Source organism: Marinobacter shengliensis (assembly GCF_003007715.1).
GTDB classification, from domain to species: domain Bacteria; phylum Pseudomonadota; class Gammaproteobacteria; order Pseudomonadales; family Oleiphilaceae; genus Marinobacter; species Marinobacter shengliensis.
The window spans coordinates 46,687-62,823 of the sequence record NZ_PXNO01000021.1 but is presented as its reverse complement, the minus strand read 5'-3'; the positions used below and the strand labels follow the sequence as shown (position 1 = coordinate 62,823).

Here is a 16,137-nt window from a genome sequence, read left to right as displayed (position 1 = left end):
GCGTTAGCGGACATGCTGGCGTCCGCTTTTGGTGAAGCCTTCCGAGTTCGGACGTCCCAACAGATACCCCTGCAGCTCATCGCAACCCGCCAAGGCCAACCAGCTCGCCTGCGCTTCGGTTTCAACACCTTCGGCAATCACCTCGCAGCCCATGCTGTGAGCCATATTGATAATCGTCCGGCAAAGCACTTCATCCTGTTCGCTATCTGGCAAACCGTTCACGAAACTCCGGTCGATTTTGATTCGGGATACCGGCATCACCTTAAAATACGCTAGCGAAGAGTAACCGGTACCGAAATCATCAACGGCCAGGTCCAGCCCGAGCTGTCGAAAGCGATTTAACGTGGCCATGGCCCGTTCGACATCTTCCATTAATGCGGTCTCGGTAATTTCCAGCTCCAGTTGCCCGGCCGATACGCCGTGTCGTTGCAGAAGAGCCGCAATCCGATCGGCAAAGGCCTCGTCGTGAAGCTGCATGGCAGACACGTTTACCGCCATCCGACCTCTGAACCCTTGGTTGACCCAAAGCTTTAGCCGGGCAACCGCCTGATCGAGCACCCAGTCACCGATGCTGACAATGAGCCCGGTTTCCTCTGCCAGGGGGATGAATTCTGCAGGTGACACGCCGCCCAGAATCGGGTGATGCCAACGGAGAAGAACTTCATAGCCGGCACAGTGCCTTAGACGATCAAACTGAGGCTGAAAATGTAACTCAAGTTGTTGATTCTGGATGGCTGCCTTCAGACTGCTGATCATCTCCTGCCGGCGATGAACCTGCTCTCCGAATTCCGAAGCGAAGAACTGTACCCGCTCACTTGACGATTTCTTTGCCCGACGCATCGCAATTTCGGCATGGCTTAGCAGGGTTCGGGCATCCCGGCCGTCCAAAAGGATAACGGCCACTCCCGCACTGACCTCACATTCGTAGGACTTGCCAGCCACCTGGACCGGCCTTTGACAAGCCTCAATGATGGCGGATATCCGCGCCTGAAGGTTCTCAAACGGGTGGCGATGGTGCTCACGGACCAGCAAGCCGAAGACATCACCCCCCAACCGGGCGACATGACCATGGTCGGCACTGAAACCCCCAATCCTTCGGGCAATTTCCTGTAGCACGCGATCCCCGGTCTTATGTCCGGCCAGGCCGTTCAGGGCCTGAAAATCGTTCAGCCCAAGCACAAGAACGGCCTCTTTAACGGATTCTCCCGGAGTCACCTGATCAAAATGACGGTCGAGCTGCTCTTCAAAAAGGTTCCGGTTGGCAAGCCCGGTAAGCTGATCATACAACGTGCGGATTTGCAGTTCCTGCTCAGTCTTGCGAAGAGTTTGGGTACGTTCATCCAGTAGTTGATCCAGCTCCCGATTGAGCAGATGCAAGCGTGCGAGGTAAGAAGCATTCTGCTTGAGCATGCTGTTGAAAGCGCCTTCGACTTCCCCAAACTCGTCGTGGCGGCCGGTGGGTGTCAGATATTTCAGCGGGTGTTCCGCGTCTTCACCAGCCCGGGAAATCCGCTCCCGAAGTTTGAGGAGAGGAGACAACATCATCCGGTCAATCACAAACATAGTGACTGCGGTTACAAACACCGCAATCAACAACGACAAGCCCAATATCCTGAAAACAAAGGCGAGCAGTTCGGCGGGAACCTCGCTTACATCCACGCGCGCTTGCACCTCGTAGTCAGAGAGCGTTGGGTCTGAGGTCCAAACCAGATCGATGGCCCCTGCCGCGGTTCTTGGCGCATTACGAAGCACTCCATCGGCGGGCTTTGGCTGTTCAATGGCCTCGCCCGCCGTATACATCACGCCATCCCTACTCAGGGAAATCCCGACCAGCGGGCTGCTGGCAATCAGCGTATTCAGATCCTCCGGATGAATCGGATGGCTTTGGGTATGCTTGAGAAAAGTGATCACCGCCTGGCTTGCGACATCCACCCGTTCACTTAATAGATTTTCTTCGTAGTTTCGGTAAGAGGGGATCAGGATCGCCGCTTCGATGACCAGTATCGCCAGAAATGCCGTCAGGGTGAGGTTGCGGCAGAGCCGACATGCCACTAATTGCTTTGCCCAGTGCCGCAAAGTACGCCTGTTGAGCGGAAATCTAACTGAAGCCGGCCCGCCAGCACGTTCATTCACGCCTACACCAACACCCGGTTTCATATGCGCCTCTTGAGTCAGCTTGTTGTATTAAAGAGACACCCGAAACACAGCAGTATTACAAAAAAAGGGTGGACCTTTCGGCTCCACCCAACCTGGACTCAACACGAACGACTCAGGAATCGACTATTGCTTGTCGATAAACTTCTTCTGTTCCACCCGGGAATACTCGGTTAGCGCTGCCAGTTCTTTCGAACCCCATGCCAGAGGGTCCGCAGCCATTGGCGCGACCATGCAGATCTGGACCATTTCATCCAGATGCACCATGTCCAGTCCGAAGTCGCGCTGCCCCATGGCAACCCTATGCGGGTATTCATTCTTGAATGTGGCGTTGTATCCGGCGCCATTGGCATGACAGGTGGCGCAGGAAAGGCCATTGGAAGACAGGCTGTTATCGTTAAACAGCTTTTCACCCAACTCCCGGAGTTCCGCTACGTTACCCTGGTAGGGCTGGTAACCTTCAGGCCGGCGAACCGCTTTTTTGAGAGCTGCAGAGGCGCCTTCTCCCTCCGCTTCGCCTTCTGCCTCACCCTCTGCCTCGCCCTCGGCTTCACCTTCCCCCTCGGCATAGCCCTCCGCTTCTCCCTCAGCCCGGGCTTCGCCCGCACCTTCAGCTTCACCGCGGGCTTCGCCTTCCGCTTCTCCCCGGGCCTTACCTTCTGCTTCTCCCTGCGCCGCTTCGGCCGACGGTATCAGCCCGAAGCCGGAACCAACACCGGCGTTGAAGCCTGCACCCGCAACCGCCACGACGGTCATCATGGGAACCGTCACCATTAGATTTCGCGACAACCTGCCAAGCAGGGCCCTGCGTTTGTTTTCTGTGGACATAATCAGTCACCTCCGGTCGTTTTTTCATTATTCAGGGTGCTGGCCTGTTTCTGGCCTTTGAACACGGACACCCCGGCCGCGTATTTGTTACTTTGAGTTGGTCTTTGGCCATCCTGGCTCGGCTGGCACTCTGTCCAGGCCAATCGAGGCCAGGAAAGGATCGTTGCTGTAAGACTCCGAGGGGTGCCCCGGCCAATACCGCATGATCACCTCGCTCTTACCCACACGCAGGTGTGTGAGACTCACGGTTTCTCGGCCCTCCCGCCGCATGGCCACAGCCAGCCTTGGCGGTAGGGAGGGCTCGATATTGCGATGCAGTGACAACAGCTTCGAGAACGCCTGATCCGGCTGACAGTGCCCAAGTGCCCTGCGAATCAACAGTCGACGTAACGCCGGCACCAGCCTGGGCAACCAGGAAGAGGTGCTGATGCAGGAACCACCTGTCAACGTCGATTCCCGCAGCGTCTCCCCGTCCCACGCCCAGTGGGTCGGGCTGGCTCTTTCAGGCTCAAACGCCAACAGAAGAAAAGGTGGAAAGTTCTTGAGTGTCGCCCGAAACAGGTAATTGCGGACTTCGGCAGCGTTGCTCATTTGGCTTAAGCTCCTTACCAGCATTCCGCGGCTCTGCGCGTCGCCCGGGGGTACTCTGGACGTATATCGATAGTCGTTAAGAATCATGACAGCCACACCCCGGTCATTTGCCGCTATCCAGGTACCACCACCGAGAGGATCTATTGGCATGACCGTACTTACGCCCTCATATCGATCCACAACAGGCGGCTCGGCCATGGGCCGTTCGAGGGACTCATCCCGGCTGAAAAGCAGATCCAGCCCATGGGGCGAGTGGCACCAACTGACCGTACACACGATGTGACCTCAAGCACTTCTGGCCAGACCCTCGGCCTGTTTTTCCAGGTAACGCAACGTGGATGGATGAACGCCGAAATTGGAGCTGACCTCCATGCCGGCCTGTTCCGCCAACATGCCGATGATCGCCATGTGGTGAATGGTATGGCTGGCCAGGAATACCAGCTCACGCTCAACACTGGTGCTGACCATTTGTCGCGCACCGGCGCTGTTGTGCAGCATCGCCAGTTCACCCTCACAACCCTCTCGCCACTGATCCTGCAACTCCTGTGCGATACGAATGAGCCGGTCGCGACCGGCCCTCCGGTCCGTTTCGAGCACTAACTCGCGGTGTCGGTTCTCGTAGTCCAGCAGCGCGCCCGGGCGTGAAGATGCAGACAGCAGAGCGGTGTAATGATCAATGATGTGCCGAACATGCTTGCCAATCGCCTGCGGCTTCTTGACACCGGAACCCTGTCGATAACATTCCGCTGGGAGTATGTTCAGCAGGTTCACCAGTTGGTCGATCGCAAGGGTGTTTTCCTCAATGAGGCCGCTGATACCCGGATCGTGATCTGAATTTGGCTGTGTCATTCTTGTCATCCATTGTTTTCAGGTTTTGGACAGTTCGGGTGAGCATGAGCCGCGCTCCTGCTCACACCGATGACCAGATCAGGCCTCAGCTTTTCCTTCCGCCTCGCCTTCGCCTTCTCCCTCGGCTTCACCTTCACCTTCGGCTTTGCCTTCAGCCTCACCTTCGCCATAGCCTTTTTTGCCGGCCTTGCCTTCCGCTTCGGCTTCTCCCGCTGCCAGCATCATGTAGGCTGGCTCGGCAGATACTTCGGATGCCGAAACGTTGAATGCCGAGGCACCCATGACAACCGCAAATACCGGGCCGGTGTAGGCCATGCCGCGTGCAAGTTTTCCTAGCAATCGCTGTTTATATGCTTCTCTGGACATGATGTGTCCTCCTTGGTTTTAACGCGTTGACCGGACAACAAGCCCGGCCCTACCAAATCCCGGAACCGGTGTGCGCATGCGCTCACCGACTCCCGGACAGTCGTTGCGGCACCTTGTCGGAATACCGCACGGAGAGCGCCTCTGCGGCGGCCTCCAGATTGTTCATATCCACCAGATAGCGTTCACAGACCTCCAGCCAACCCGACAAGCGGCTGAAACCATGGGCATCCAGAGGCACGCCGCCTTCGGCACAGCAACTGGCAATCAGGTGGGTCAGGGCTTCATTAACCGCCAGGCTCTGGATACCGTTCGCCTCGGGGAGAGGCCCTTCCGTCGGCACCAGCAGCGCCCGCACCAAGCCTGAGTGTTGGCTTGTGGCCGCCTTAGCAACCTCAATGCCGTCACCCTCAGCCCGGTGCAGCAACGGCAGACTTAGACCCTCAACCTGATAGTCCTCCGCGGCGTTCAGTATTGCTCCCCGGCCGTAGTTGCCCCGCCAGCGATTGGCCAGGGCCAACGTCAGGGTATCTCTTAGATCCAGCCGGCAATGGCTGATCATAAACAGGGGGTGATCCGAGTCCTGCCGGGAGACCAGTCCGGCGTCCACTGCAATGTCATGGTGTTTAGCCGCATGGGCAGCCAGGCAATCGGCCAGCGCCTGGGCAACGCCGGAGAGCGGCAGCCGAGAGCGGACCACCTGACCATCAAGAATCAGAGTAAAACCCGGAATATCCCGAACAATTTCCAGCCTGGGCAAGGAGTCTTTACCCGCCTCATCATGGACAGCCAGGGGCTCGAACAGGTGTTCAATCTGGTTAACCAGGGGGGCACTGTCTGTGTAGAACCGCGCCCGGAAACGACCGCAGGACAACGTCATCGACATCATTGCCGAGGTTTCCGGTACTGGAGGCTGAGCCTCCACCGGGGCAGGGTTTGAGGCGGCTTGTTCTGACTGAATCAGGAACCGGTTGTTGATCCAGTCCGCCAGGGTATTCCAGACATCATTGCGAATCGCCCACGCATCAGGAGCCGAAGGCGTGGTCTTGAGCGCAGACTCCACCAACGCCGAAGCAATGTCATCGGGCCCGGCGCCCTCTGTGGCCATCAACCAGATCAAAGACGCGGTCTCGTTCAGGCTGCTCAGGTGGCCCAGGCGGGTGTCGTAGAGGTAAACCTGGTCTTCGCTGAAGGTTTCCTCTGCCACCCAGCGCTCCAACCGGGGCTGTTTCAAAGGGCGATCTGAAAGCGCCTGAGCGACTACCCAGTCGGATAATCGGGGCAGGGCCATAAATGGCAGGTAGGCGGCCGGATCCGCTCCGGGGATAAGGTTTCGGAAGCCGCCCCGGTTGGCCAGTTCCACCTGAGTTTCCCGGACCAGGCGTTCAACCATTGAGCCATCGGCTGCCCTGGCGGACGAATTGTTCAACCCGAGCAGCTTTACCATGTCGGCCACCATGCCGCCCTTGATCTGCTCCTCAATGTCGCCGCCACTCTCCGGGCCGGCGCACACCTCTAGCGAAGGGCTGAGGTTGCACTCAAGGATCCAGGGTTTGATGTCCGCATCAATCAGGCAATCAATGCCCATCAATTCATAACAGCCTCGGGTATCGGCACCGATCACCCGGGAACGCTCACGCATGGGTTCCAGGGCAGCCAGACAGGTCAGGGCGACCATGTCCTCGATTTTGGCAAATAGGGCTTCATCGTCGTGTCCCTGCTCCCGGAGCCAGGCCCGGTAACGTTCGAAATCCACGAATTCCACGGGCACTTCGGCATCCAGATTCAGCGCGTTCACATCCGGATTGGTGAGGTAGCTGTAGGGATTATTCGCGTTTTCCTCGTTGTAAGGCATGGACGCCAGCTTGGCGAACCCTTGGTGGTACAGGTAAACGCGAAAGGGCGAGACCGAAGAGACCAGCACATACAACCGCAAAACGTATTTCCGGCCGTGCATGGTGTGAGGATTTTCCAGGTACTCCTGAACCATCCAGGAGGATTCCATCGGCACTTCGGCCGGATCACCCACCAGCTGAATACCCTTGCCTCGGGCGGCATTCTTCGGCTTTAGCAACCAGCGCTTGTCCGGATTATCCAACGCCGCCTGCTGGAAGGCATGGTAGTCCTCAGGCATCGAGAACACCCTGGGCACGAACGCCAGGCGGTCGGTCAGATGTTTGCCGCCCTTTTGCTGCCGCTCGACGCGATCCCGCAAGTCCATCAGGCTGCGGTAAAGGCGGCTTTTCACCGTGAGGGCATTGTTGCCGGGGATGTGATTGATTTTCCGCTCCGGCCCCACCTGGCTGAAAAATTCGGGGGCAGGCATGCCGGTGTACCAGCAGGCATCCCATTGGTCTGCGCTCTCAGCCTTGCGCCACAAAGATTTATCGAGGGATTGCTCGAAAAAACGGTCCTGTTCATAAGACCTGTTGCCACCCATCCAATAGTGCCGAGTCATCTTGTCGCGCTCTCCGTTCCGGTTGTCCGTTGCCCGTCGTTGTCAGGGCACTGATTTCTGCGTTTCACGAATACCGACACATGAGATCTGCAACTGTTACAGCACGGCTCGAAATTTTCCGGCCTATCGGTTGGGCTTCGGGGTGGCCTTCAATTTGTGCATAATGCCCTCACACGCGCTGGCGCTCATGGTCAGGTGAGTCTGTTCACGGGCAATCGATAAGGCTGTTTAATGACATCACGAATTGCGGTTGTTCTGGTGATAATCGCCGCACTGGCGGGTGCCTGGTGGCTGCTGCAGATCCTGGGAATGCCGCCAAACCTGTCACCGGATGCCCTGGCAACCTGGTTACAAAGCCAGGGTGCGGCCGGGCCCATGCTGTTAATGCTGCTGATGTTAATCGCGGTGGTTGTAGGCCCAATCCCCACACTTCCAGTCAGTGCCACCGCCGGACTCGCCTTTGGCATCCTGCCGGGAACCGCTATTGCTGCCACGGGTGCCGTGATCGGCGCCCTTGCAGCCTTCTGGATTGCCCGGTTCCTCGGCCGGGAAGCCATCTGCAAGCGGTTCCCTGACAACCCTGTTCTGGCCAAAGATGGCTCACAGCGCTTCCTCACCATCGCCATCCTGCTGATGCGGCTGATTCCCGTGTTCTCATTCGCCCTCATTAGCTACGCCGCTGGCGTGACGGCCATCAGGGCCTGGCGTTTCGCCGTCGCGACTCTGTTGGGCATGCTCCCGATGACGGTGGTCTTCGCAGGGCTGGGGAATACCTTCAGGCTAAACCCTATGCTGACCGTGCTGGCTGGCGCTGCGATTCTGGCCGCCATGGTATGGTTACCCTGGTCGATCAGCCGACGCCCCGGCTCAAGGCTGGCCCGTTGGCTGAAACTGAACCAATAGCAACAAAAGAATGTCCGATGCGCCGCCCCGAAAATGCAGACCTAATGCCCTGGTTCGCCCGCGCCCTGTCCAGGGCGAACAGCACCTGGCTCGGGTTTTCATCAACTCGCGAGATGCCATGAGGCTCGCCGGCTCTGGGTTATCGAAGGGGCCATCAAAAAAAGGGTGGAGACCAGCTCCACCCAAGGGGTTTACGCCCCGACCAACAATGCAGGGGTCACACAGATTCAATGCAGTAATTAAGGTAAGTCGGCTCAAACACACCAGAGGCCAACCATTTGCCGGTGTTAGCCGATTTTGGCCCATCGTTCGCTGAGGGATAGCGGTAATTCACGTAGCCTGGTTCATAAATGCCCGGCGGCACCACGATGCCTGTCGTCAACAAGCTGAACGGCTCGCCAGCGTTAGACGATGCATAGTCGTAGTTAACATAACCCGGCACCGTCTCAGAGCCCGAGGCGAGAACAGAACCAGACCAGATCAGAGAAAACACAACCAGTAGCGCAGATTTCATATCATGCCTCCAACGGCAGTTGCCGTTTTGTGTCTTACTGAACACTGACACGCCTGCCAGCCGAATGTTACATGGCCAAGAAGTGCCTATCTGCGCATTACCGCTTTTGCCCAAGTGCCCAATGTCTGCTGAAGCGAAGTCCCAGCGCGAGTGCCGACCCAATCCCCATCAGGACCTGCTACTGAGGTGTTTGCCGATTTCACCACCGGCGAAGATCCAAACCAACATAATGCCGCCCAACATTCACCAGCGATACGAAACTTCCAGTAAACCAGTATCAACGCCAGCACCAGAGATGCCACGGCAAACCAGGGCAGAAGCCCGAACTGGTAGATTATTCTGCGCAGGTCCGGTTCCACGTCTGCCACGATCAACACGACCCATCTGGCCAGCCAGGCCAGGGTGCTCACTGGGTTCAAGTTTCACGGCAGTAGATGCCATCGAGGAGCGACAGCAGAATTGCCTTACTACGAGGAAGGTTCGTTACAGTGTCTTCTGCAGCCACCAAGTTTCCATCCAGCCGCAGGCTGATGTAGCCGTGAATCATTGACCAGATTGCAATTGCGTTGGTTTCCATGTCCACGCGGCGGTTTACCTGGCCTTGCCGCAACAGTGAGAGCAGGGTTGAATACACACGCTCCATTTCCTTGGCTAAGACTGGATCGTCATGATCGACCAACTGGCGTTGCCAGATTAGTTGATAGCGATGTGGGGAATGAAGAGCAAATTGGAAGCAGGTTTCAGCGAATGCCTTTATGGATTGTTCGGGTTCATCAACCGTATCAGCTACCGCCTCTGCTATTAAATCAGCCAGGTCGGCAAAGATCATTGCGGCTATGGCAGTCAGCATAGCGCGCCTGGAGGGGAAATGATTGGCTGGCGCTGAATGAGCGACGCCTGCATTACGTGCTACCGCACGAATTGTGACACCGCCAATACCCTCACTGTCTAACAGAATTACTCCTTCACGAAGCAGTTCCATTCGTAGATCACCATGCTTTTGTCCCACCGTGCGTTTCTGTTGCCTTTTCAAATTGACACCGTCCATATATCAGCATAAATTGACGCTGTCCATTTTAGCAGCAGCAGGTATTTTTTAGCGAGGAACCCCATGAACTCAAGCGATATTTTCTGGCCTGTTCTAGCCCAGATTGCTCTGACCCTGGCGATGTTCATTATGCTTGGGATCAGGAAGGCCAGAGCAGTAAAAACCGGTAAGGTGAATCGTCAGCAGGCGGCATTGGATAACCGGGTATGGCCCGGGGAGGTGGTCAAGGTCTCTAACAACATTGCGAACCAGTTTGAGGCGCCAGTGTTGTTCTACGTACTCTGTCTGGTTACATACAGCATCAATGCGGCAGGTACACTGGCCATCGCCCTGGCTTGGCTGTTTGCACTGAGTCGGTACGCTCATGCCTACGTGCATGTAGGCTCCAATTATGTACCCTTGAGATTGCGGCTGTTTGTGTTTGGATGCGTGATATTGTTGGCCATGCTCATCTTGGTGGCCTGGAATCTGGCTACGGGCGTCGTTGATCCGTACTGAGGATTGTCGCGCACAGCTCACGTATCTGGTCGGCTTTACCGTCGAACAGGTGCTGCACGTGATCAGCAGTGTCCGGTGCCTCGAAGGTGGCAACCGCCTTATCTCTTAGTCATATCGAATTCTGAAACCGACTGATAAGGATTTCCAATGACCAGCAGCGTGTCCATCGAGAGAAAACCCGCCATAGTCGCCGCTCTTGCCGGCGGCTGGGTGGCGGATGCGGCCGGCCTCGGTTTGCACTGGCTGTATGACAGCCAGCGAATCGATGAGGTGGGCGGCCAGTCGCCGGAATTCCTGCCGCCGAAGGCGGACTATTTCAAAGGCGGATTTGGCTACTTTGCGCATGAAGGCAAACAGTCCGGCGATATCAGCCACTACGGGGCGGCCACCGGGGTGCTGATCGACAGCCTTCTGGCCAGTGAAGGCAAGCTGGATATCCGCGATTACCAGCGGCGTTTCCGGGCGTATTTCGGACCTGGTGGCCACTGGCAGGGTTATATCGACAACCCCACCCGGGTCACTCTGAACAATCTGAACACCATCGAACAGAATGCCATTGAACAGGCGCAATCGGGCACCGCTGCCGAACTGACCGAAAAGCAGAAACGGATACTGGTGCAGAAAGTTTTGCCCTACACCCGACGCCTGAGCGGCGACCAACTGGCTGAACCGGTTCGAAAGGCCATCAGCCTTACCTATCAGGAACCCGAGATACAGGAAGCAGGCATTTACCTCGCTAAAACCATCGATCAGCATCTGCTACCGGAAAGCGGCGCCGACGATATGCAACTGCCTGCAGTGTCCAAGCTACCACCACTGGTAGCCTGCTATTCCGGCAGCAACAAGCTGATGGAGGCCACCGAAGCTGCCGTGCGGGTGACCAACCACAATGACGAGGCCGTGGCCTGGGCTAAGTGCGCCGCGACCCTTCTGGACCAGATTTTCCAGGGCAAACCCATGGCCGAAGCCCTGGAAACTGCCAAAACCGAGGCGCCAGACCAGGAAAGCCTGAGCAACGCCCAGTTCGGTTCATCACTGGATGCGATCAAAGCCGGCAACACCTTCGGCCGCACCTGCTATCTGCACGAAGCCATGCCGGTGATATTCCATATTCTCAACCATGCCACGAGCTATACCGAAGCCGTCCGCGCCAACATTCATTGCGGCGGCGATTCCTGTGGCCGGGCCTGGATCATCGGGCCGGCCATGGCGGCACTGCATGGGGTGGGCGGCCAGCATGGCATCCCTCTGAGCTGGTTGGCGCGGGTAACCAATGCCTCTGGTCTCCTCACGGATATTGAGAAGCTGATTAACAGCCAATGATAGGCATCATTGCCCAATTTTCACCTCCGACTATGCTTCAAGTAGGATCCACGCTGGGAGGTAGTTATTATGAAAACGCTATTGATCAACACGTTATTGACGATCACCTTGCTCGCGAGCGCACCTTTGCTTGCGCAGGAGGGCCCACTGCGAGTCGGAATGTCCGGCCAGTATTTCCCGTTTACGTTTGTAGAGCAGGATGAGCTCAAAGGCTTTGATGTCGATGTCATGAATGCCCTGGCCAAAGAGATGGGCCGCGAGGTCAAGTATGAAACCGCCAATTTCTCCGGCCTGTTTGGCATGCTGGAATCCGGGCGCATCGACACGGTGGCGAACCAGATCACCATCACCGAAGAACGGCAGAAGGCGTATATTTTCAGCGATCCCTACGTCTATGACGGTGCCCAGGTGGTGATCAAAAAGGGCAACACCGAAGTCGAGAGTGTGGAAGACCTAAAGGGTAAAACTGTTGCCGTGAACCTGGGCTCCAACTTCGAGGCACTGCTGCGCGAGCTGCCCTACGCGGACGAGATTAATATCAAGACCTATGAGAGCAACCTGGAGCGTGACACCGCCCTGGGCCGCGTCGATGCCTTTGTGATGGACAGGGTCAGTGCCAGCCAGATCATCAAGGAGAAGCCTCTGCCTCTGGAGCTGGCCGGCCCCACCTTCTCGCAGATCACCAACGCCTATCCGTTCCGCGACACCGAGGCCGGCAGAGCTCTGCGTGACGAGGTCAACAGGGCCCTGGCGACCCTGAGAGACAATGGCACCCTGGCGTCCATTTCCGAGAAATGGTTCGGCACGGATATCACCCAGCCCTGAGGGCACCCACCAAGGCCTGATTCCCTATGGACGTGTTGAACGTCGAATACATGCTAGGGCTGGTACCTGTGCTGCTCAGGTACCTGCCCCTGACCCTGCAACTGGCCGGTATCGGGATGGTGCTTGCACTGATTCTTGCCTGCCTGTTTGCCGTAGTCCGGGTGCTTCGCATTCCGGTGCTCAACCAGCTGACCATCGTGTTCATTTCGTTCTTCAGGGGCACACCGCTGCTGGTGCAGCTGTTCCTGTTCTACTACGGATTACCACAACTGGTCAGTGCACTAACCGTGATAGACGGTATTACCGCAACCATCATGGGCCTGACCATGCACTTCTCCGCCTACATGGCCGAATCAATACGCGCTGCTATTGTGGGTGTTGACCGCAGTCAGACCGAAGCGGCATTGTCGATCGGCATGACCAACGGCCAGATGATGCGGCGGATCGTCCTGCCCCAAGCCACACGGGTGGCGTTGCCCACGCTGATGAACTACTTCATCGACATGATCAAGGCCACCTCCCTGGCGTTCACCTTGGGGGTCACCGAACTGATGGGTGCCACCCAGAAAGAGGCCGCCGGTAGCTTCCTCTACTTTGAGGCGTTCATTGTCGCCGCCATCATTTACTGGATCGTGGTTGAACTGCTGTCAAAACTTCAGCACTACCTGGAGATCCGCCTGAACAAGGCCTATAGCCGATGATCAAACTGGAATCACTGAGCAAACACTTTGGCAAGACCGTGGTCCTCAACGGCATCGACCTTACTATTGAGAAGGGCGAAATCGTGGTGATCATCGGGCCTTCGGGAACCGGCAAATCCACCCTGCTGCGCTGCATCAATTTCCTGGAGCAACCCACCGCAGGCACCATGACCGTTGGGGACCTTACTGTGGATGTGAAGAAAGCCAGCCGGGCGGATATTCTCTCCATGCGGCGGCGAACCGCCTTCGTGTTCCAGAACTACGCGCTGTTTGCCAACAAGACGGCCCTGCAGAACATCGCCGAGCGGCTGCTGGTAGTGGACAACTGGCCCAAGGAAAAGGCTTACCAACGGGCACGCGAGATCCTCGACCAGATCGGCCTGGGCGAAAAAGCCGATGCCTATCCCGCATCCATGTCCGGCGGCCAGCAGCAGCGGGTTGGTATCGGCCGTGCCATGGCCGCCGGCGCCGAGGTCATCCTGTTTGATGAGCCCACGTCGTCGCTGGACCCTGAGTGGGTGGAGGAAGTCTTGGGGCTGATGAAACAGCTGGCGTCAGAACGCCAGACCATGATGGTGGTCACCCACGAGATGTCATTCGCCCGGGACGTAGCGGACCGGGTGATCTTTATCGACGGCGGCCGCATCGTGGAACAGGGCCCACCCAGCGAGATCTTCTACAACCCGCAGGATCCTCGAACGAAGGATTTTCTGAAGAAGATTCTCGCCACCAACCCTGTCTGAAGAGCCGGGAAGTTATTACCAGGCTTCCCCGAACGGTCGGATATCCAGCTCAAAGGTCTAGGCAGACGGGTCCTGCTGGATGAGAGACCAGACAGCGTGGGCCACTGCAGAAGCGTCTCACAAAGGCTTCACCATTCCCGCACCGACGCCCATCACTGCGCAAACTTTGTTCATGGTTTACCTCCTTTTCAGTGGGAAATCATTATTCAGTGTAGGGCAGATTTCTACACCTCAGAGATAACGAGAAGCACTCAACTCATTCAAATTAAAACCTCCCCCACGCAAACACGGCTCGAATTTCATGTGTCAATATAGTTGACAAACTGCATAACCCTCCCTACTTTGTCTACTCGGTTGACATATATTAACCTGGGAGAATCAACATGAACCAGACACTCGTTCGCACAGCACTGAAACTCAATGCGGCGTTTTCGGGTATTTCAGGACTTTTCCTGCTTTTCCTGCCAGATCTCATAGGCGGGTTGATTGGAATAGTCTCCCCCATGGCCTTTCAAGCAGTGGGGTTGGGGTTGCTGATTTTTTCTATGGATCTATTGCATCAAGCCACTCGGAACCAGGTCGCCGGCTGGCGAGCACTGTACGCCAGCGCCGGTGATTTCATCTGGGTTCTGGGTTCCATATTGGGCTTGATCCTCTGGAGCTCACACCTCACTCCTCAGGGAATCTTTGGGATACTTGCCGTTGCTGCGGTTGTGCTTTGCTTTGGGCTCACCCAGATGGCTGGATTGAAAAAAATGTACTTCCTGCCAAAGGACCGTTGTTATGGCTATTTCATCCGGCACAAGTCCGTCTCGGATGCAGACAGCCTCTGGCACATTGTCGGAAATCTGGGGGCCATCGCCCAGTATGCTCCGAATCTGGCTTCCTCGCGAATTGAAGACGTTCACGACGGCGACCTTCCATTGCGAGCCTGTGAAGATAACCAAGGCAACCAATGGCGGGAGCGCTGTACCGAGTATGACGAACACCGCAGATGCTATGAGGTTGAATTCCTGACCGACGAGGCAGGCTTTCCTTATCCGGCGACCTGGATGGTTGGGGGCTGGCGGGTTGAACAGATCCCGGACGGATCCGAAGTGGTCGTCTGGTGGAAGCTACATCCGAAACCCAAATGGTTGGCGCCGGTGATCATGGCAATGCTGGCCTTCGGTGTCGACAGAACATTTCCTAGTGTGATCGTAAACATGGAAACACAGGCGCTTTCACGGGATTCTGGAGAACTCGCAGACTCTGAAGATCAGGCAACAGCTTGACTAGCGCTTGGGCTGCAACTAGTGGTCGCTCACGACACCATTGTTAAAGCCTGTGGCGATTGTTTAGGAGGGGCTACAATGAGTGGGGAAGAAATTGACAGGCTGGGATCCAACTGCGAGAACTGACAACCAGCCTTCGTGCGATCAGAGAGTTCCAAGAGTGCCGGCTAGCGCATCCAGTTCTCGCACCAGATCCTTGAGGCTTTTCTTGCCGACGCTCTTGTTCAGCTCACGATCCATCTCTGCAAGGATCTGTCGAACCTCGGACATCAACCTCTCGCCCTTCAGCGTAAACTCAATAGGTTTGAGCTTACCCGGTCCGGCTCCCTGGACAAGATAACCGGCTTCGCTCAACTCCCTCACGGTTTTTGCCACCATCTGGCGTGAAATATCGAGCCTTCGGGCAATGTCAGAACCAAAGTTCACCCCGCAGTCCAGGGCACCCAGAAACCCAAGTAAGGAAGCGGATACATCCGCATAGCCTCGATCACGAAGCCGGGCGGCTGCAACTTCAGAGATCCTGTCTTTCACCATGCCCGAGGTCTGCACCAGGGTGAGGGTGTCGCTTTCGGCAAGTGGTGTGCCCCGCTCAGTAAAACTAACCGTCATAATTCTGTGCCATGGCTGTATTTGAAAAATCGTGGAAAGCCGTGGCAATAGTGTACTGCATCTTCCTCCTGATAGTAGGCAAGCGCTGGAATGAGGCCAGTTTCTTGCAAGAATTGCTGACACTCAACCACCGGTTAACTCATATAGCTATATCAACAGAGCCAAACCCTGTTTGAAACTCCTGCTGAACTGTAACAAGTAGTCTCTCTCGAGTGTCTGTATATCAGGCGCAGAGATCTCCTCATCAAAAGGAGGCTCGCACCGATCACCAAACAACGAGAGGATTTGAGCCATGAGAAAGTTCACTGTTTTGATGACAGCGATTGTCCTGACAGCATCCGCCAGCGTCTCAATGGCAATGAATGGCCAGGCTGATCGCTTTAACGAAGCTCGCAGCTATCCGGACAAAACCGTTGAGGTAGCGTCACGCGCGGGTTCACAATCCAAGTAAACAGA

General features: G+C 56.4%; 17 protein-coding genes. 8 read left to right on the top strand and 9 right to left on the bottom strand.

All coding sequences use genetic code 11. From position 1 onward, the window contains the following. Nucleotides 1-3: 3 nt before the first annotated feature. The 6 genes from C7H10_RS06430 to C7H10_RS06405 form a co-directional block, all read right to left on the bottom strand. Nucleotides 4-2,052, bottom strand: a complete 2,049-nt coding sequence (locus C7H10_RS06430; RefSeq protein ID WP_244178202.1) for a putative bifunctional diguanylate cyclase/phosphodiesterase — start codon at nucleotides 2,050-2,052, stop codon at nucleotides 4-6. A 228-nt stretch (nucleotides 2,053-2,280) separates the two neighbouring features. Continuing rightward, the gene (locus C7H10_RS06425) at nucleotides 2,281-2,982 is read right to left on the bottom strand and encodes a c-type cytochrome (protein ID WP_106694212.1); all 702 of its coding nucleotides are present in this window, start codon (nucleotides 2,980-2,982) and stop codon (nucleotides 2,281-2,283) included. Between the two features lie 87 nt (nucleotides 2,983-3,069). Continuing rightward, nucleotides 3,070-3,771 carry an NRDE family protein gene (locus C7H10_RS06420; protein ID WP_106694211.1) on the bottom strand — a complete coding sequence of 234 codons (702 nt, stop codon included), beginning with the start codon at nucleotides 3,769-3,771 and terminating at the stop codon, nucleotides 3,070-3,072. 87 nt (nucleotides 3,772-3,858) lie between these two features. Beyond that, the gene (locus tag C7H10_RS06415; RefSeq protein WP_106694210.1) at nucleotides 3,859-4,422 is read right to left on the bottom strand and encodes a DinB family protein; all 564 of its coding nucleotides are present in this window, start codon (nucleotides 4,420-4,422) and stop codon (nucleotides 3,859-3,861) included. 78 nt (nucleotides 4,423-4,500) lie between these two features. Further along, nucleotides 4,501-4,788: a hypothetical protein gene (locus C7H10_RS19245; RefSeq protein ID WP_208622807.1), complete on the bottom strand. Its 288-nt coding sequence runs from the start codon at nucleotides 4,786-4,788 to the stop codon at nucleotides 4,501-4,503. 82 nt (nucleotides 4,789-4,870) lie between these two features. Then, nucleotides 4,871-7,243: an amylase gene (locus tag C7H10_RS06405; RefSeq protein WP_244178201.1), complete on the bottom strand. Its 2,373-nt coding sequence runs from the start codon at nucleotides 7,241-7,243 to the stop codon at nucleotides 4,871-4,873. Between the two features lie 231 nt (nucleotides 7,244-7,474). Here C7H10_RS06405 and C7H10_RS06400 point away from each other — a divergent pair, with 231 nt between their 5' ends. After that, nucleotides 7,475-8,146 (top strand): TVP38/TMEM64 family protein, encoded by a 672-nt coding sequence (locus tag C7H10_RS06400; protein WP_106694208.1) that lies wholly within the window; start codon nucleotides 7,475-7,477, stop codon nucleotides 8,144-8,146. A gap of 217 nt (nucleotides 8,147-8,363) precedes the next feature. On the opposite strand, the gene C7H10_RS06395 is transcribed toward C7H10_RS06400, so the two are convergent. Then, nucleotides 8,364-8,660, bottom strand: coding sequence for a hypothetical protein (locus tag C7H10_RS06395; RefSeq protein ID WP_106694207.1), 297 nt, complete (start codon nucleotides 8,658-8,660; stop codon nucleotides 8,364-8,366). 415 nt (nucleotides 8,661-9,075) lie between these two features. Beyond that, nucleotides 9,076-9,642 carry a TetR/AcrR family transcriptional regulator gene (locus tag C7H10_RS06385; RefSeq protein ID WP_244178200.1) on the bottom strand — a complete coding sequence of 189 codons (567 nt, stop codon included), beginning with the start codon at nucleotides 9,640-9,642 and terminating at the stop codon, nucleotides 9,076-9,078. Between the two features lie 129 nt (nucleotides 9,643-9,771). Here C7H10_RS06385 and C7H10_RS06380 point away from each other — a divergent pair, with 129 nt between their 5' ends. The 6 genes from C7H10_RS06380 (at nucleotide 9,772) to C7H10_RS06355 (ending at nucleotide 15,072) form a co-directional block, all read left to right on the top strand. Beyond that, a complete protein-coding gene (locus C7H10_RS06380) occupies nucleotides 9,772-10,206 on the top strand; it encodes an MAPEG family protein (protein ID WP_106694204.1) in 435 nt (144 codons plus the stop codon). 147 nt (nucleotides 10,207-10,353) lie between these two features. Further along, entirely contained in the window at nucleotides 10,354-11,529 is a 1,176-nt protein-coding gene (locus C7H10_RS06375) for an ADP-ribosylglycohydrolase family protein (RefSeq protein WP_106694203.1), read from the top strand. A 69-nt stretch (nucleotides 11,530-11,598) separates the two neighbouring features. Beyond that, nucleotides 11,599-12,354 (top strand): amino acid ABC transporter substrate-binding protein, encoded by a 756-nt coding sequence (locus C7H10_RS06370; RefSeq protein ID WP_106694202.1) that lies wholly within the window; start codon nucleotides 11,599-11,601, stop codon nucleotides 12,352-12,354. A 26-nt stretch (nucleotides 12,355-12,380) separates the two neighbouring features. Then, the gene (locus C7H10_RS06365; RefSeq protein ID WP_106694201.1) at nucleotides 12,381-13,055 is read left to right on the top strand and encodes an amino acid ABC transporter permease; all 675 of its coding nucleotides are present in this window, start codon (nucleotides 12,381-12,383) and stop codon (nucleotides 13,053-13,055) included. Next, nucleotides 13,052-13,798, top strand: a complete 747-nt coding sequence (locus tag C7H10_RS06360; protein ID WP_106694200.1) for an amino acid ABC transporter ATP-binding protein — start codon at nucleotides 13,052-13,054, stop codon at nucleotides 13,796-13,798. The genes C7H10_RS06365 and C7H10_RS06360 overlap by 4 nt, the downstream gene beginning before the upstream one ends. A gap of 383 nt (nucleotides 13,799-14,181) precedes the next feature. Further along, on the top strand, nucleotides 14,182-15,072 hold the full coding sequence (locus tag C7H10_RS06355; protein ID WP_106694199.1) for an SRPBCC family protein: 891 nt from the start codon (nucleotides 14,182-14,184) through the stop codon (nucleotides 15,070-15,072). A 144-nt stretch (nucleotides 15,073-15,216) separates the two neighbouring features. On the opposite strand, the gene C7H10_RS06350 is transcribed toward C7H10_RS06355, so the two are convergent. After that, on the bottom strand, nucleotides 15,217-15,681 hold the full coding sequence (locus C7H10_RS06350) for a MarR family winged helix-turn-helix transcriptional regulator (RefSeq protein WP_106694198.1): 465 nt from the start codon (nucleotides 15,679-15,681) through the stop codon (nucleotides 15,217-15,219). 292 nt (nucleotides 15,682-15,973) lie between these two features. On the opposite strand from C7H10_RS06350, the gene C7H10_RS19185 reads away from it, so the two are divergent. Further along, nucleotides 15,974-16,132 carry a hypothetical protein gene (locus tag C7H10_RS19185; RefSeq protein ID WP_167392882.1) on the top strand — a complete coding sequence of 53 codons (159 nt, stop codon included), beginning with the start codon at nucleotides 15,974-15,976 and terminating at the stop codon, nucleotides 16,130-16,132. Nucleotides 16,133-16,137 lie beyond the last annotated feature (5 nt).

Coding starts and splice junctions, on each gene's coding strand:
- C7H10_RS06370 (WP_106694202.1), top strand. CDS start 11,599: ATGAAAACGCTATTGATCAACACGTTATTGACGATCACCTTGCTCGCG.
- C7H10_RS06415 (WP_106694210.1), bottom strand. CDS start 4,422: ATGACACAGCCAAATTCAGATCACGATCCGGGTATCAGCGGCCTCATT.
- C7H10_RS06420 (WP_106694211.1), bottom strand. CDS start 3,771: ATGGCCGAGCCGCCTGTTGTGGATCGATATGAGGGCGTAAGTACGGTC.
- C7H10_RS06375 (WP_106694203.1), top strand. CDS start 10,354: ATGACCAGCAGCGTGTCCATCGAGAGAAAACCCGCCATAGTCGCCGCT.
- C7H10_RS06360 (WP_106694200.1), top strand. CDS start 13,052: ATGATCAAACTGGAATCACTGAGCAAACACTTTGGCAAGACCGTGGTC.
- C7H10_RS06400 (WP_106694208.1), top strand. CDS start 7,475: ATGACATCACGAATTGCGGTTGTTCTGGTGATAATCGCCGCACTGGCG.
- C7H10_RS06365 (WP_106694201.1), top strand. CDS start 12,381: ATGGACGTGTTGAACGTCGAATACATGCTAGGGCTGGTACCTGTGCTG.
- C7H10_RS06385 (WP_244178200.1), bottom strand. CDS start 9,642: ATGGAACTGCTTCGTGAAGGAGTAATTCTGTTAGACAGTGAGGGTATT.
- C7H10_RS19245 (WP_208622807.1), bottom strand. CDS start 4,788: ATGTCCAGAGAAGCATATAAACAGCGATTGCTAGGAAAACTTGCACGC.
- C7H10_RS19185 (WP_167392882.1), top strand. CDS start 15,974: ATGAGAAAGTTCACTGTTTTGATGACAGCGATTGTCCTGACAGCATCC.
- C7H10_RS06380 (WP_106694204.1), top strand. CDS start 9,772: ATGAACTCAAGCGATATTTTCTGGCCTGTTCTAGCCCAGATTGCTCTG.
- C7H10_RS06355 (WP_106694199.1), top strand. CDS start 14,182: ATGAACCAGACACTCGTTCGCACAGCACTGAAACTCAATGCGGCGTTT.
- C7H10_RS06405 (WP_244178201.1), bottom strand. CDS start 7,243: ATGACTCGGCACTATTGGATGGGTGGCAACAGGTCTTATGAACAGGAC.
- C7H10_RS06425 (WP_106694212.1), bottom strand. CDS start 2,982: ATGTCCACAGAAAACAAACGCAGGGCCCTGCTTGGCAGGTTGTCGCGA.
- C7H10_RS06395 (WP_106694207.1), bottom strand. CDS start 8,660: ATGAAATCTGCGCTACTGGTTGTGTTTTCTCTGATCTGGTCTGGTTCT.
- C7H10_RS06350 (WP_106694198.1), bottom strand. CDS start 15,681: ATGACGGTTAGTTTTACTGAGCGGGGCACACCACTTGCCGAAAGCGAC.